At 42.5% G+C, this 14,421-nt stretch carries 10 protein-coding genes; 3 read left to right on the forward strand and 7 right to left on the reverse strand.

The genetic code is table 11. From position 1 onward, the window contains the following. Positions 1-187: 187 nt before the first annotated feature. On the reverse strand, positions 188-1,081 hold the full coding sequence (locus ACYVIL_RS21020) for a LysR family transcriptional regulator (RefSeq protein WP_460314765.1): 894 nt from the start codon (positions 1,079-1,081) through the stop codon (positions 188-190). Between the two features lie 101 nt (positions 1,082-1,182). Here ACYVIL_RS21020 and ACYVIL_RS21025 point away from each other — a divergent pair, with 101 nt between their 5' ends. Next, entirely contained in the window at positions 1,183-1,692 is a 510-nt protein-coding gene (locus ACYVIL_RS21025) for a lactoylglutathione lyase family protein (protein WP_303474127.1), read from the forward strand. Between the two features lie 93 nt (positions 1,693-1,785). Here ACYVIL_RS21025 and katG read toward each other — a convergent pair whose 3' ends face one another. The 3 genes from katG to ACYVIL_RS21040 all read right to left on the reverse strand — a co-directional run bounded on the left by katG (position 1,786) and on the right by ACYVIL_RS21040 (position 5,292). Then, entirely contained in the window at positions 1,786-4,014 is a 2,229-nt protein-coding gene (katG, locus tag ACYVIL_RS21030; protein ID WP_460314767.1) for a catalase/peroxidase HPI, read from the reverse strand. Between the two features lie 488 nt (positions 4,015-4,502). Next, a complete protein-coding gene (locus ACYVIL_RS21035) occupies positions 4,503-4,841 on the reverse strand; it encodes a P-II family nitrogen regulator (RefSeq protein WP_303474124.1) in 339 nt (112 codons plus the stop codon). Between the two features lie 61 nt (positions 4,842-4,902). Beyond that, on the reverse strand, positions 4,903-5,292 hold the full coding sequence (locus ACYVIL_RS21040; protein WP_303474122.1) for a Cd(II)/Pb(II)-responsive transcriptional regulator: 390 nt from the start codon (positions 5,290-5,292) through the stop codon (positions 4,903-4,905). A gap of 83 nt (positions 5,293-5,375) precedes the next feature. Here ACYVIL_RS21040 and ACYVIL_RS21045 point away from each other — a divergent pair, with 83 nt between their 5' ends. Both ACYVIL_RS21045 and ACYVIL_RS21050 read left to right on the forward strand, forming a co-directional pair. Further along, positions 5,376-5,756, forward strand: coding sequence for a DUF3703 domain-containing protein (locus ACYVIL_RS21045; protein ID WP_303474121.1), 381 nt, complete (start codon positions 5,376-5,378; stop codon positions 5,754-5,756). Between the two features lie 17 nt (positions 5,757-5,773). Continuing rightward, the gene (locus ACYVIL_RS21050; protein ID WP_460314770.1) at positions 5,774-6,715 is read left to right on the forward strand and encodes a cation diffusion facilitator family transporter; all 942 of its coding nucleotides are present in this window, start codon (positions 5,774-5,776) and stop codon (positions 6,713-6,715) included. A 47-nt stretch (positions 6,716-6,762) separates the two neighbouring features. Here the strand turns inward: ACYVIL_RS21050 and ACYVIL_RS21055 are convergent, their stop codons facing one another. Genes ACYVIL_RS21055 through ACYVIL_RS21065 form a run of 3 tightly spaced genes read right to left on the reverse strand, consistent with a single transcriptional unit; the run spans position 6,763 to position 14,406 of the window. Further along, positions 6,763-8,517: an eCIS core domain-containing protein gene (locus ACYVIL_RS21055; RefSeq protein WP_460314772.1), complete on the reverse strand. Its 1,755-nt coding sequence runs from the start codon at positions 8,515-8,517 to the stop codon at positions 6,763-6,765. 19 nt (positions 8,518-8,536) lie between these two features. After that, positions 8,537-12,994, reverse strand: a complete 4,458-nt coding sequence (locus ACYVIL_RS21060) for a hypothetical protein (protein WP_460314774.1) — start codon at positions 12,992-12,994, stop codon at positions 8,537-8,539. Further along, positions 12,991-14,406, reverse strand: coding sequence for a hypothetical protein (locus ACYVIL_RS21065; protein ID WP_460314776.1), 1,416 nt, complete (start codon positions 14,404-14,406; stop codon positions 12,991-12,993). The genes ACYVIL_RS21060 and ACYVIL_RS21065 overlap by 4 nt, the downstream gene beginning before the upstream one ends. Positions 14,407-14,421: the final 15 nt, after the last annotated feature.

Here is a 14,421-nt window from a genome sequence, read left to right on the forward strand (position 1 = left end):
ACGAACCCCTGCCCTAGCTTTAAGTAAAGCACTTTTTAACAAACTCGTATTGATCCTAGTCAATGGGGGAATGAGAAATGTGAATTTTTTGATACAAATTTGATATTAAAGCTAAGACCAAGAGAACAATAAATCAAAACCCAATAGGTCACTTTAAAAAATGACCTTGATGTTATCTTTCAGCCATTCAATTGAGTGACCTTTTAATTTGGCTTTTAATCATTTCAAACCTTGCTGGCATATGGCGATTACGCTTTTTAACTAAATATAAGGTCTCCGCGACAACGCTATTGATGTCCAAAATTTTTAATCCCCTGGCTAATGCAAAGTTATTGACTGTGCTTCGCGGCAATACGGTAAAACCCAACCCTTGGGAAACCGGCAACAAAATTTGATGTATCTGATTCACATAACCTTTGGTTTTTATATTACGCACATCTAAGTTGGTCAAAATCGTTTCATCACAATGGGCAAGGTACAAACGTAGGTAATGGTCAATATCTGGATGGCGAATTAACCCTAACTTTGTTATCTCATCTGCCAGGGTATCCCAGCCCAGTGATTTAGTAGAAGGAAACACCAAAACCAGCTCCTCTTTGCCTATAATTTCACTTGAAAAAAGCAGAGGATCGGGCTTTTGAGTTACAATACCTAAATCCGTTTGACCATTGCTAATTTGCTGTAAAATTCGGTTATTCGGTGCTGCTTCTAAATGTATAACCAAATTTTCGTACTTTTTTTGCAGCTCAATAAAACTAGAATATAGTAATGTAGCCAAAGAACCAGAACAGGATAACGCGCAAGTTCCAGCGGTTTTGTCGTTAGCCCCTAAGGTCTCAAAAAAATCAGATTCATGCTGTTGACTGGTTAAAATATAGTGGTACAACAGCTCTCCTGAGTGGGTTATATCAAATGATTTTTTTTGTCGTTTTATTAAATCATATCCGCAAGCCGCTTCTAACTTCTGAATATGTTGACTCACGCCAGGTTGGGTCATGTGCAACACCTCAGCTGTGCGGGTGAAGTGGCGATTTTCTATTAAGGTTTTAAAGGTATTTAACCAAACAGGATTTAACTTCATAAAATTTTGTTATCAAAATAATAATTATTGATAATTTACCACAATATAAAATACTTTGTAGTATGGATTCCAAGTTAAAACAGACTATGGAGTCAGCAACAATGATACCTAACAAACAATACCCACGTGCCTTCTCGCACATTGGAATTTCAGTGCCAAACTTAGAAAAAGCCGTCGAATTTTATACCAAGACCCTAGGTTGGTATTTGATAATGGAACCCACAGAAATACTCGAAGACACTAGCCCCATCGGTGAAATGTGTACTGATGTGTTTGGTGCTGGGTGGAAGAGCTTCAAAATAGCCCATTTATCCACAGGTGATCGAGTAGGTGTGGAAATTTTTGAGTTTAACAATCAACAAAATCCAGATAATAACTTCGAATATTGGAAAACAGGTATCTTCCACTTTTGTGTTCAAGATCCCGACGTAGAAGGGTTAGCTGAACAAATAGTTGCTGCGGGCGGTAAGAAACGTATGCCAGAACCACGCTATTATTACCCTGGTGAAAAGCCATATCGGATGATTTATATGGAAGACCCTTTTGGCAATATTTTAGAAATTTATAGCCACAGCTATGAGCTAATTTATTCAAGCGGTGCATATAATTAACCGCTAAGCGCTAGGTTAAGCGGGCACAAGCAAAATAGAAAAGATAAATACGGCAACCATAATGGTTGCCGCTAAATTATCCGAGATTATTGATCACTGCTGGATATCAAAACGATCCGCTGTCATTACCTTTGACCAAGCCTTAACAAAATCATCGACAAACTGTTGTTTTCCATCATCAGAAGCATAGGCTTCAGAGACAGCTCGCAACTCTGAATTTGAACCGAAAATAAGATCAACAGGGGTTGCTGTCCATTTCAACTTCCCACTTTCCCAGTCTCTACCTTCAAATAGTCCCTCTTGGTCATTGGACTTGCTCCACTTCGTGGACATATCAAGCAAATTAATGAAGAAATCATTATTTAAACTATTCGTATCCTCAGTCAGAACCCCATGTTTACTTAGATCTGCATTAGCTCCCATGGTTCGCATTCCTCCCACCAGTACGGTCATTTCAGGCACCGTTAGATTGAGTGTATTTGCCCTATCCACTAGCATAACAGCAGGTGAGTAAGCGGCGCTTGTTGCGTAATAGTTTCTAAAACCATCTGCAGCGGGTTCTAGGACGGCAAAGGACGCGGCGTCAGTTTGTGCCTGAGTAGCATCGACTCTGCCAGGGTAAAAAGAAACGTCAACGTCAAAGCCTGCATTTTTGGCTGCTTTTTCAATTGCTGCGGCGCCACCTAGAACGATGACATCTGCCAAGGATACTTTTTTGCCTCGTTTTAATTTTCTGTTGAACTCGTTTTGAACGGACTCTAACGTAGCTAAAGCCCGTGACAATTGCTGGGGGTTATTGACTTCCCAATCCTTTTGAGGCGCGAGTCGAATTCGCGCACCATTAGCACCGCCACGCATATCAGTGGCTCTAAAACTAGCTGCAGAGGCCCAGGCGGTTGTAACCAGATCAGCAATGGATAAATCTGTATCAAGAATTGCCGTTTTAAGCTTTCTAATATCCCTGTCACTTATGATTTTGTAATCCACTTGGGGCAAGGGGTCTTGCCAAATTAAATCGACTTTTGGCCCATCTTCTCCAACATAGCGCGATCGCGGCCCCATATCCCGATGGGTTAATTTGAACCAGGCTTTAGAAAACGCTAATTCGAACTCTTTAGGATCCTCTTGAAAACGTTTAGCAATCTCCCGATAAATAGGGTCAACCTTTAACGACAAGTCTGTGGTAAACATAATGGGTGCATGACGTTTAGACGCGTCATGGGCGTCGGGTACTAAGTTTGCTCCAGCGTTGTCTTTTGGTATCCATTGGGTCGCGCCTGCTGGGCTTTTGGTTTTAACCCATTCGAAGCCAAATAAATTGTCTAAATATTGACTTGTCCAAGCCGTTGGATTAACCGACCATGCACCTTCGAGACCGCTGGTGATAGTGTCTTCTGAATGGCCTTTGCCACATTTGTTTTTCCAACCCAATCCCTGTTCTTCAATACCGGCAGCAGCGGGTTCTGCATCCAAGCATTCTTCGGGTTTGTGCGCTCCATGGGCTTTTCCAAATGTATGCCCACCAGCAATTAGCGCCACAGTCTCTTCGTCATTCATTGCCATGCGACCAAAGGTATCTCGAATATCTTTTGCCGCGAGCAATGGATCAGGGTTGCCATTAGGCCCCTCTGGGTTGACATAAATCAGTCCCATCTGCACCGCGGCAAGGGGCTTTTGCAGTTCCCGCTCACCGCTGTAGCGCTCGTCAGCTAACCAAGTCGTTTCTGGTCCCCAAAAGACCATATCCGGTTCCCAATCATCTTCGCGGCCCCCTGCAAAACCATAAATCGTAAAGCCCATTGATTCCATGGCAACATTCCCAGTTAATACCATCAAATCAGCCCAAGAAATTTTTCGGCCGTATTTTTGTTTTATTGGCCATAGTAAGCGCCTTGCTTTGTCTAAACTGACATTATCTGGCCAACTATTGAGGGGTTCAAATCGCTGCTGTCCACCAGCGCCCCCGCCTCTGCCATCAGACATTCTGTAGGTACCAGTGCTATGCCACGCCATGCGCACGAAAAAAGGCCCATAATGCCCATAGTCGGCTGGCCACCATGGCTGGGAGTTTGTCAAAACAGCCTTAATATCTTTTTTTACTGCATCAAGATCGAGTGTTTTAAATGCCTCAGCATAATTGAACTCATTTCCATATGGGTTTGAGCGCGGATCGTGCTGCCGTAGAGGCTGTAAATTGAGTTTATCCGGCCACCAAAAATGCATGTTTTTTTGAGTTTCAGAAGCACTTACTGAATAGGTAGCCAGCCCTGGCGATAAAGCAATAGAAATAGCGGCAACAATAGGAAGCGTACGTTTGAACATGGTTAAGTCCTGTAGTCGGTTTGTATGAGTGCAAACAAACTATAGACCTAAAATCAACGCCTGAGGTGCGTTTGGTTATTGGAAAAATAGATTACCCTAATCTACCTTAACAATTGATTAACAATCACATTAAATACGCAAATTATCAATTAGTTAGAGATTGATTCAATGAGTGCTTTGAATATTTTGATTGGCTTTGTGCTACTGACGCTAGCAACTCGATTTACAAGTATTGAGTCTACAAAAGGAGCAGATCCTTTTAGGTTGGCTATCATTCAATATCGGCAGTTTTTTACTTGGCTAAAATTTCATAGATTTTTAGCAAAGGAAATTGGTGTACTTCGACTATTATCACCCCAAAACAACCTTAGTGACTTAATCCAATTTCAACTTAACATTCATCTTCTTTTCGTCGAGTAGTAACAGCTAAGGGAAAGCGCCATTATTGATTAACACCACCCTAGCGTAACCCATTAATATCAGTAGCGTTAAAGTGCCTCGTCGTTCTCTTCGCCAGTACGAATACGAATAGCTTGCGCCACTGGAGTAACAAATATCTTTCCGTCACCAATTTTACCGGTAGCAGCCACTTCCATAATCGCTTCAATACAACGTTCCACTTCTGAATCTGTTACCACCAATTCTATTTTAACTTTAGGTAAAAAATCCACATTGTACTCTGCCCCACGATAAGTCTCTTTATGACCTTTTTGTCTGCCATAACCTTTTACTTCAGTCACGGTTAGGCCAGTGACACCAACATCCGTCAGCGCTGCTCTAACTTCATCAATTTTAAACGGTTTGATAATCGCTTCTATCTTTTTCATTCGATTTCCCAATTCATAAGTAAAGGTTTAGATTTAAAAATGGTATATGATTTTCAACTGTTTATACATCAAGTTTTTTTAATACACCGCATTCACCAATAGAATGGCCTGCAGAACAAGAGGATGCAATTTCAGTTAAAACGAGCTGCAAGCGCGCTAATTCTTCCATGCGTTTTGACACTTCTTGAATATGTTGATTGACCATTTGATTGACGGATTCACAACTTTTATCTGGCTCTTCTCGCAAAATAATCAGTTGTTTAATTTCGTTTATGGAGATACCTAGAGAACGACATTGACGAATAAAGGTTAACTGTTTTAATGCATCATCATCATAAGCACGGTAATTACTCGCGTTACGTAGTGGTTGATTAAGCAAACCTTGTTTTTCATAAAAACGGATAGTTTGCACGGAACAGCCGGATTTTTTAGCAACTAGACCTATTTTCATTTCCATCATCGAAAACTTGACTCTATAGTAACTATAGACTTTACACTTGTATTTATCAGTCATCAATATTGGAGTGACCTATAATGCACTACACTCATTATGCGAAACCCTTTGTGCAACATAAAATAGTCCTAGCTGAGCAGGCAAAAAACAATGGCAAGCTAGAAAACGCATTTAGCTTTTTAGAAGATGCCCATGTCATTGCTCAAAAATCCACTTACTTACATTGTCTTGTCCATTACTTAATGCTAAAACATGGTTTAATAACCCTGAGTTTGATGGAAATTGCCGGTCAGGCATTCCGACTAGTCGGAGCGTTGACAAAAACCTGGATTGGCTTAATACCCACTGGTAATACTGGCGGCACCAATGTCAGCCCTTTTAAACCTTTGCCAATATCTGCAAATAATCAAAAAATTATTGATGAGATAGAACAACAAATACGTCAACGAATAAACCAATAGGAAAAACAAAAATCGTCATGGGTAAACACTCTCATCAGCAAGGTCATTCTCATACTCATGCTCATGCTCATGCTCATGCTCATGCTCATGCTCATGCTCATCAGCATACGGCGTCTAACCGAATTGGCTGGGCATTTTTTTTAAATGTCACTTTTACTATCATCGAATTTATTGGGGGATGGTTAACCAACAGCACCGCAATTATGGCCGATGCGGTGCATGATTTAGGCGATAGCTTAGCAATTGGTACTGCTTGGGGCCTGAATAAACTAGGCGAAAAAGATGCCAATCAGGTATTCACATATGGCTTCAAACGTTTTTCATTGTTGGGTGCATTAGTAAATAGTTTGGTGCTTATTGTGGGTTCCATTTGGATTATGTTTGAAGCCATACCTAGACTCAGTAATCCTGAAATGCCCCACACCGAAGGGATGTTTGCCTTAGCTATTTTTGGTATTTTAGTTAACGGTTATGCAGCTTATAAACTAAGTGATGGTGAAACGTTAAATGAACGGGTATTAAATTGGCATTTAATAGAGGACGTTTTAGGCTGGGTTGCTGTGCTGATAGTATCTGTTGTATTAATGTTTAAACCCTGGCCAATTTTAGATCCTATTTTATCCATCGCTTTTACCTTATTTATTCTCATCAATGTATTAAAAAACCTGAAAATGACCCTGGTACTTTTTCTTCAAGCCACACCAGACAATACCACTCGTGAAGCCGTAAAACGTATTCTGTTGTCTCCTAGTAGTGTAGATGATGTGCACCATCTACACATTTGGTCATTGGATGGAGAGCAACACGTTATGACTGCACATTTGGTTTTAAACGAACAAATTGGCGTTCCCATCATGAAAGAAATAAAAGCGGATCTTCATGCTCAATTGGCCCAATTTAACCTCGCTCATACCACAATAGAATTCGAGTTTTCAGACGAAACATGTCGCGATAGCTAGAAAGCAATACTTTTATACCTGCAATAATAAGCTGTCAGCTAAACGCCTCACTCTGTATCATCAGCTTCTACTCCACCATTGATCATCCTATCGGCAATATCATTAGGATCTTGATCAAACAGTAGGTAGGCTCGTTCATTAAGCAGTCGAATAAAAGCGATGGGAGTCAGTTGTAGAATTTCTTGAGCAGTATAAGGCAAGGGTTCTTCATTGAGAGTTTGTCGCTCGGTGACAATTTCAGCAAAAGTGGACGAAATTAAATGTTGAAAATCATCTGGATATTGATTTATTGGTTTAGCTAATTGAGTCAGTAGTGTATCCATATCTTCGCCATTTAATTGCGATGATAAATACAGCCCCATTACAACAGTGTCGGCTCTAGTAGACGACGGCAACCCATTTACATCCCAATTAAACACGTCAGCCATGGCTAAACTTGTAAGAATAGGACGGACAAAGATTTCAGTGGCAATGCCTCCAACTATTGAGCCTACTATTTCACCCGCAGCTTCTAATCCTTCTGCAAATGCAATAATCCCCTCTGCGGCTGCTTGGGTTAGTTCAACGATTGCCCTACCTAGGGCTAGTGAACCGCAATACACAGCACAACCTGCGGCAATTGCCACTTCAATCACAATTACCACTTTTCTAGCAATTTGTTCAGCACCAATGATGGCAGTCGATGAGGCCCCACGGGAGATTAACATAGCTCTTAATCTAGCCCGAATGGCCTCTGCACTGGCCGCTCTGACCGCCACAAGACCGATTTTTCCATGCACAATGAACGTTAAAAGTAATTGCACAATTTTTAGCGGAGTATAGGTTTGAAATGCTAATTCAAAGCGTCTAAATGCCACACTGGCCTGCGCCTGTGAATAGGTCGCTTTGTATTCTTCCCAAACTGCCTGTAGTAATAAACCCGTTAAATCTCGCCAAATAGACGGTGGTACTCCTAGTTCACATAGAATAAAACATAAGAGTAAGCCAGGATCTTGACCGACTTGTTCTGGGGTTAAATCACCTTCAGGGGTTCTTTGAATCCAGCCACTGGCATCATCGCTTTTTTTACTAACAACACCATTAGCCCCACCTTGTTGGACTACGTGAGTCAATTCGTGAGCTAACAAATGCATACTATTTGGATGATGAGCCCGATACGCTCCTTGATTAAAAACGATATGATTACCATAGGTAAAAGCTTTCGCCTGTATTCCTTTGGCCGCTTGATTTGCTTCACTGTTGGTGTGTAATCGCACCCCTTCAAATGAATGGTTAAAGCGGCTAGAGAAAAATCGATTCTCCGCAGTAGACAAAGGACTTCCCTTACCATTTAAGCTATTAACGTAAGAGCTCAATCGGTTGGGCTGTTGATTTTGAGAATCAGACTGCCTGGCAGCTGCGTTATCCTTCTTGGTCGATGCCTGTGGAGAATGAAGACGAGAAATATGACTCACCTTGCTGCTATTGCCGCTCATCACTTGATTAGCAACAGCATCGGCTTCTTGCTCATAAACATCATTGGCTGCACTCACGGTTAATTTTGGTTGTACCGATAAAGGCTCCTCCTGCTCTTGTTCACAGTGTTCACACTTACGTTGAATGACGTTGCTTGGCATATTGTTGCTAGCCAACCGCTCCCACAAGGGATTAACTGATGTTCTAATCCCAGATCCGACTCCCCCTTGCTTGCTTGATGTATGCTCAGGGAAATTACCTGAATGGAAAGCATCAGCAGGCTTTTTTGCCGCTTTCGCTGCACAGGTTTGATGCTGACTGTCACCCGTTGACTGAGCTTTCAACATAAGACTTCCCCTAACCTGACTAGTTAAGCTTTAAGAACAAATTCTTATTCATGTTCTTATCTGTTGCAGTGGGAATATGCGCGTCTATTTTTGCCATGCGGGTTGCTACCCCGGCATCTTGCAACACCTTTTTTAATGATCGCGCTTGGGTATCAGCGATTTTTACCGATTCAGCAGAGTCATCTTCACTAATGAGTTCAATACTTTTAATTTGCGTAGAAGAATCCTTTAAACTCTGCAATTCCTTCTCTAACTCGTCGTCTCGAATCACTTGATTGTTTTCATCAAACCTAACCACCCGCGCCAAATTTCCTGGTACCTCATTAATCACTTTGCCAGGCGCTACCAAAATAAAAGTGATCACCGGGCAATTACTCGGAAACGAATCACGCTGACTCCCTTGAACCACATGATTTGAATCGTTATTTAGGTTAAGTAACTCAGCAATGGCTTGGCTTTGTAGTTGCGTATGTTCCTCGTTGGGTTTGTGATAAAAACTGCCGTTGTCATCGACTATTGGTTTGATGCTGGAAAAATATGAAATTGCATTGGAGCTACTCAAGATTTCCTGCAGGGCAATATTGTTGCTTAGGTGAGATTGCCAGTTATTGCTAAATAGTTGTTTAGAACTTGCTTCAAATTCAGCGGTATCCCAATAAAATTGCAAGGCATTAAGGTCATAGTAAGCCGCCTGGTTGCGACCGACATCTATGTCAAAATCAATCAGAATAATATCTAGTGCTGCCCTTTGCGCCTCATCGACTTGTTGTCCGGCAATAATTTCAATATCGAAGGCCGCGGATGTAACTAAATACACTTGATGACACTGGGTGGCACTAACAAGAACCGTGGCTTTTTGGCACTCATCAAACATACCTAGCGGAATGCTAATGGTATCCATATTGTCGTCAGGATTGTCACTGGCTATTCCAAGGGTATTCACAATTTGATTGGTTTGCTTAAAAGTTATGTGTGCGTTATTGGGGTCTTCTAGGGGATGCAGCGCACCTGCATGGGTCGTGGTGAAACTCCCCGCTTCCTGCCAAGCCGCTTTTAAATCATCTCCTTGTTGTTGTGAGGTAAACTCCCCGGTACCTGTCTTAAACAGCGGTTTCACATTTAACTTACTAGCATTATCAAATTCAAACACATTATCTAAGGTGATATTTGATCCCGGTTCATATTTTTCTACGAAAGTGTTGATCCTAAATAACACGTCCTCGGGATTAGAAGTAACAACTTGATATACCCTGTGGCAATCAGTTTCCACTTGTTGCTCAGCTTGCTTAATAAAATACACTATGGCACCGTCGCGCCCCTGTGCATTCAACGATGAGGGTAATGTCTGTTTGACCACAATCGGCATATTCGTTGCGAAATTGCTCACATCATCCAATACGGCGCTAGTACTATTCACCCGTGAAGTTGCAATAGCATTACCTTCTTTAACCACATCACCGGTGCTTGCAATAGCGGCTATTATGGTTTGTCCTTGACCAGGCAGCATGGACTTCCATGCTTCTTGCAAAGTGTTGTGAGAACTATTTATCACCGCTGAACTAGCAGAGAATATAACCTCAACGACTGGCTCTGCTTTGTCTACAGTAGTCTCGAATGCCCTGTCCAATGCGGCCAGTAATTTTTCAGTACTGGTATCTTCTGTGACTTCCACAAGATAAATTTGATATTGTCTGGTTTCTTGCACAACCTCTGGGACGGAATCCCCCTCACAAATTTTACTTCGTCTTCGATGAAATAAAACCCAGGGGTATTGCCCTTTAACTATCAACTCATCGGGCATTTTAACCGGTGGGGGAAATAATAGATGACTGGCACTTTCTACAAACCCAGGGTTATCAAGGGCACCAGCTATTTGATTGAGAGCCACCAAAGACTTGTTATAAAAAGGGTTTCCTGGGGTGAGCACCTGATCATCAGGTACAAACCTTGCCGATAAAAAGTTAACTTCGCTAGGTTTTCCCTCTACAAGGGTACTTAGCTGTCCGACGACTTCACATTCTCCGGCCTCATTCCAGGTTTGTGTATAAGTCATGTCGACTAAATCCGAGTTTCCAAATAGTGACGGACTGGGAATATTAATGACAATATTTGCGCCTTTATCGGTAACTTCTCGACTAAGTACGATATCGTCGTTAAGACTAGCGCTTGATACCTGTTTTTTAGGAACGCCGTTATGGGTGGTGGTGTACTGCAATATACTGTCGCCCACAAAACGACCTACTAATCTTCTGGTTTGCTCGCGCTGGGCCACATTTTCAATAATCACTTGCCCACTGATATTTAACTCAACTATGGTATCAAGGGTAATATCTCGATCATTGCCGGCATACACTAAACTCATTTCCAAAATAAAACGGGCTGATACTTGTGCTCTTGCACCTGAGTTTAGGACGAAAACATTTTTATCAGATTGCAACTGACCCCATAAATTAATATCTGTTTTTATTTTTTGACCGTCAACTTGGGTAGACGCAGAATTTTCAGTGGCTAAATAAAAGCCCAATTTATCGTCTAGATTTTCGCCTCTGGCTGCGCCTGTCATATCTTTACCAAAGTCTAGATTGCCTGCAGACAAATTTACCTCGCTCACACTTGCACGAGAGCTCAATGATGCAGAACGCATGACCATTTCGTCACGAATACTATTTTTGTCCAATGAGTCTTTAAATGCGTCGGCGACTAAATGCAACATCATGCCAAGGATAGTATCTGATGAATCAATATGCCCTTGGAAAGCAGGTTGATTTTGCACTGGTTTAGAGCGATTAATTTGCCCTTCGGGAACCAATATATCCACCTCTTGCAAGTTCTCGGGATTATCCAAACCTGATAACAAACATATGCGTTGCATATGTTGTGCTTCTTCTAGAGCATGATGAACAAAATCAGGGCGCACAGCACAGAACCGTAAATCGACTCCTGGGCCCATTAATTGACGAACTTGATGATTAATTGATAGAGATGAATCAGCCACCACAGGTAGATAGCCAGCGCTGGGCAACTCGACAATCCCGCAATCGATGAGTAATTGCTGACTCAACTGACTGTTTCCAACGGCTTGCAGTCGGTCGATACTGGCCTGTAATTCTTGCACATCTATGCCAGTCATATTGAATTGAGATAGGTTATCACTCTGCGGGGTAATACTGCCTTTTGAAATAATACTGGCTTGTGTCTCTTTGCTGGCAAATTGCACTTCATTGGCTACCGACACTTTACTTGCTGCTGGTACTTCTGTGGCTCCCGACACTTCTGTGGCTCCCGACACTTCTGTGGCTCCCGACACTTCTGTGGCTCCCGGTACTTCTGTGGCTCCCGGCAGTCTCTCAATCTGGGTGAGCTTTGCTGACACATTGGTGTAATAACTCAATAACTGTTGCATGTCGGCTGCTGCACTTTTGATCAGGGTTTTCTCTTCAGCACAAGGATCACTGGTAACAGGTGGGTTTTGCGGATCAAAACTCCCCAAACAATCCCGTAATTGACATTGAAATTGTAATATTTGAGCTAAATAAATTTGCCAGTTTCGCATCCCCATGCGTGCCGCCCAATATTGCTGCGGTGGTGGTACAATGCGCTCACGACGAGCGCCCCAAGCATCTAAAAATACCAGGGTATCACCCACTTTTGATAACATACCAATGGCAATCCCTTCCCCCGTTAGCGCTTCAGCGCCCAAACACCAAGTTGCAGCGTTTAGGCCCTGCTGGCTAATCAAAGACGAAATGGTATTCTTTTCTTGCTCAAAAAAGGCACTTACCGTGCGAGAACGAAGATGCTTTTGGGTTAAGGCCACTTGATTAGAATCTTTAAGTGCCTCGGTTAATCTAAGAGGCACAGCACGGATACTCAATCCCTCAACAATGTGGGTACGTTGAGTACTGCTAATGCAAGCTTCGGAACATAATTTACCATACACATCTTCTTCACCACAGTAGGCTTCCAGATGATATACAACGAGCAAGTACAATTCTTGATTGGCAACAATATTATTTGCTGCCAATTCAGCACTGCGCAATTCAAAGGTTTTAAAATCGCTGCTCGTCAGCGTAGCAGAAGTCTCCACTTCTTTAGATGCTAGTGCTGCCGCAGAACTACTATTGTCAGCCAATAATTGGTTAACCGTTACTTCGATATCCTGGCTTAATACCAGCGCTCTTCCTTGCCAGTCATAGCCCAGTCCAGCACTAATTGTTATTCGTTGACCAGAGGTTAAACTGCAATCAAAGCCATTTACAATCCCCCCACCTGCCGCTTGATTTGATAAGCGGATCTGATTCAATAATGCGGCTTGTTCTAATTGTAAATCAGGCGCGCGTAAAAACTTACCATCAAAATAATTTAAACGAGTAAGTGGACTGGCGCTGTCAATCACAGTATATCCGCTAGCGTTCCCCAACTGAGTTGAATTGCTTGATATATTACCAGTAACACTGGTCGTTTTAAGACTGCTCATGATCCACTCCTTGTTTTAAACATGTAGATAAAATCATTGCCCTGAAAAACCGAACCAGCAGGACTGTCTATACCACCCGCTAAGGGAATTCGATTACGACCTAAAATGGGAGTTCCACCAGTCCCTTTCACAATTAACCTAACTAGAACGCCAGCGGGAGCATCTCGCAGTTCAATCTGCAAACGATTCTCAGAACTGTTGTAAGACACTGTTTTAATATCGCAATTTACCCAGCCATCTCGGGTATCAAAGGCAGTTACACTGATCCCTTTGGCGTCCACACTGGCTTTCATTAACGGGGAACCAACAACCTGCATATTGATATGTTCGCTTCCTTGCATCGCAACACTTTGTGCATCAATGCGCGGTCCTCCGGCATCATCATCGGGAACTTCAGGAAGACTAGGTTCTGCAGTTTGTGGGGAATGACCACTACCACATAATAGCCGTTGCAAAGTAGATGTCGGCAACAAATACGGTCGAACGAAGGGATCCACAACACCATCAATTAGCTGCCAGCTTTGTTGCTGTTTATGTAATCTTAATCCTTGTAAATTGGCTAACAACACCTTGCAAGGAGGTTGTTGCGGAAAACTGCCAAATTGACTGGTATCGAGATTAGTTTGTGGCCTGATATCCATGCCATCCAACACCGCGAAATGGGTGAACCACTTTTGACATAGTGCCGCTTTTTGTTGTTCTTCTGCAGCCATAATCTGTGCTTTAGCCTGCAACACTTCAGCGTCACTATCTAGTACGTTTCCGTCGTCATCTTCTCTGGCTTCTTGCAAACCAAATAACACATTTAAGCGGTGATATTCTGTCACAGATGAAGCCTGATATTCGCCAGCTCTCAGATACACTTTTACGGTTTCAACCACACGAGAATAAGCCGTTGAAGTGCTACTAGCATCACAACTTTCACTCAGTGCAGGCACTTGCCGAGTTAAACAACTATGAAACTCCAAGGTTACATGGGCATCAAAGATCACATCACCGGTTTCTTCATCATGGGTGACAGCTTGTTGCAGTGCCACGTCATCTTGATTGGCTTCGTACCAGGCAGCTAAATTTAAACATGCTGCTTGTTCGAGTAATAATTCTCTACCCACGGCATCCATAGCCAATCCAGGTGTGACTTTCACTTCGCCGAGAAATGCGACCTCGTCGGTATCTTCACTTTCCCGTTGGGGCAAGCTCACGTCAAGGCCCCAAACCACTCCCTGGCCGTGAAGCCATGCGTTGTGATACCACATTTTCCCTCGATGATAGGCATCCAACGTTTGAAAATCGTCGACCCCTAAAAGCATCCCAAAATGCACATACAGAGATCGAAATGGATCCACTGGCAGCATTTGGTTGGATAAGCCAGCAGTTCCTGACGTTTGATTCACTAATGCTTCTGCGCTCACAATAATTCTCCAATA

This window comes from Aliiglaciecola aliphaticivorans, assembly GCF_054782055.1.

What these genes read in the sequence shown, in the direction of transcription:
- ACYVIL_RS21050 (WP_460314770.1), top strand. Translation starts at nt 5,774, where the DNA reads ATGGGTAAACACTCTCATCAGCAAGGTCATTCTCATACTCATGCTCAT.
- ACYVIL_RS21055 (WP_460314772.1), bottom strand. Translation starts at nt 8,517, where the DNA reads ATGTTGAAAGCTCAGTCAACGGGTGACAGTCAGCATCAAACCTGTGCA.
- katG (WP_460314767.1), bottom strand. Translation starts at nt 4,014, where the DNA reads ATGTTCAAACGTACGCTTCCTATTGTTGCCGCTATTTCTATTGCTTTA.
- ACYVIL_RS21060 (WP_460314774.1), bottom strand. Translation starts at nt 12,994, where the DNA reads ATGAGCAGTCTTAAAACGACCAGTGTTACTGGTAATATATCAAGCAAT.
- ACYVIL_RS21045 (WP_303474121.1), top strand. Translation starts at nt 5,376, where the DNA reads ATGCACTACACTCATTATGCGAAACCCTTTGTGCAACATAAAATAGTC.
- ACYVIL_RS21035 (WP_303474124.1), bottom strand. Translation starts at nt 4,841, where the DNA reads ATGAAAAAGATAGAAGCGATTATCAAACCGTTTAAAATTGATGAAGTT.
- ACYVIL_RS21040 (WP_303474122.1), bottom strand. Translation starts at nt 5,292, where the DNA reads ATGAAAATAGGTCTAGTTGCTAAAAAATCCGGCTGTTCCGTGCAAACT.
- ACYVIL_RS21025 (WP_303474127.1), top strand. Translation starts at nt 1,183, where the DNA reads ATGATACCTAACAAACAATACCCACGTGCCTTCTCGCACATTGGAATT.
- ACYVIL_RS21020 (WP_460314765.1), bottom strand. Translation starts at nt 1,081, where the DNA reads ATGAAGTTAAATCCTGTTTGGTTAAATACCTTTAAAACCTTAATAGAA.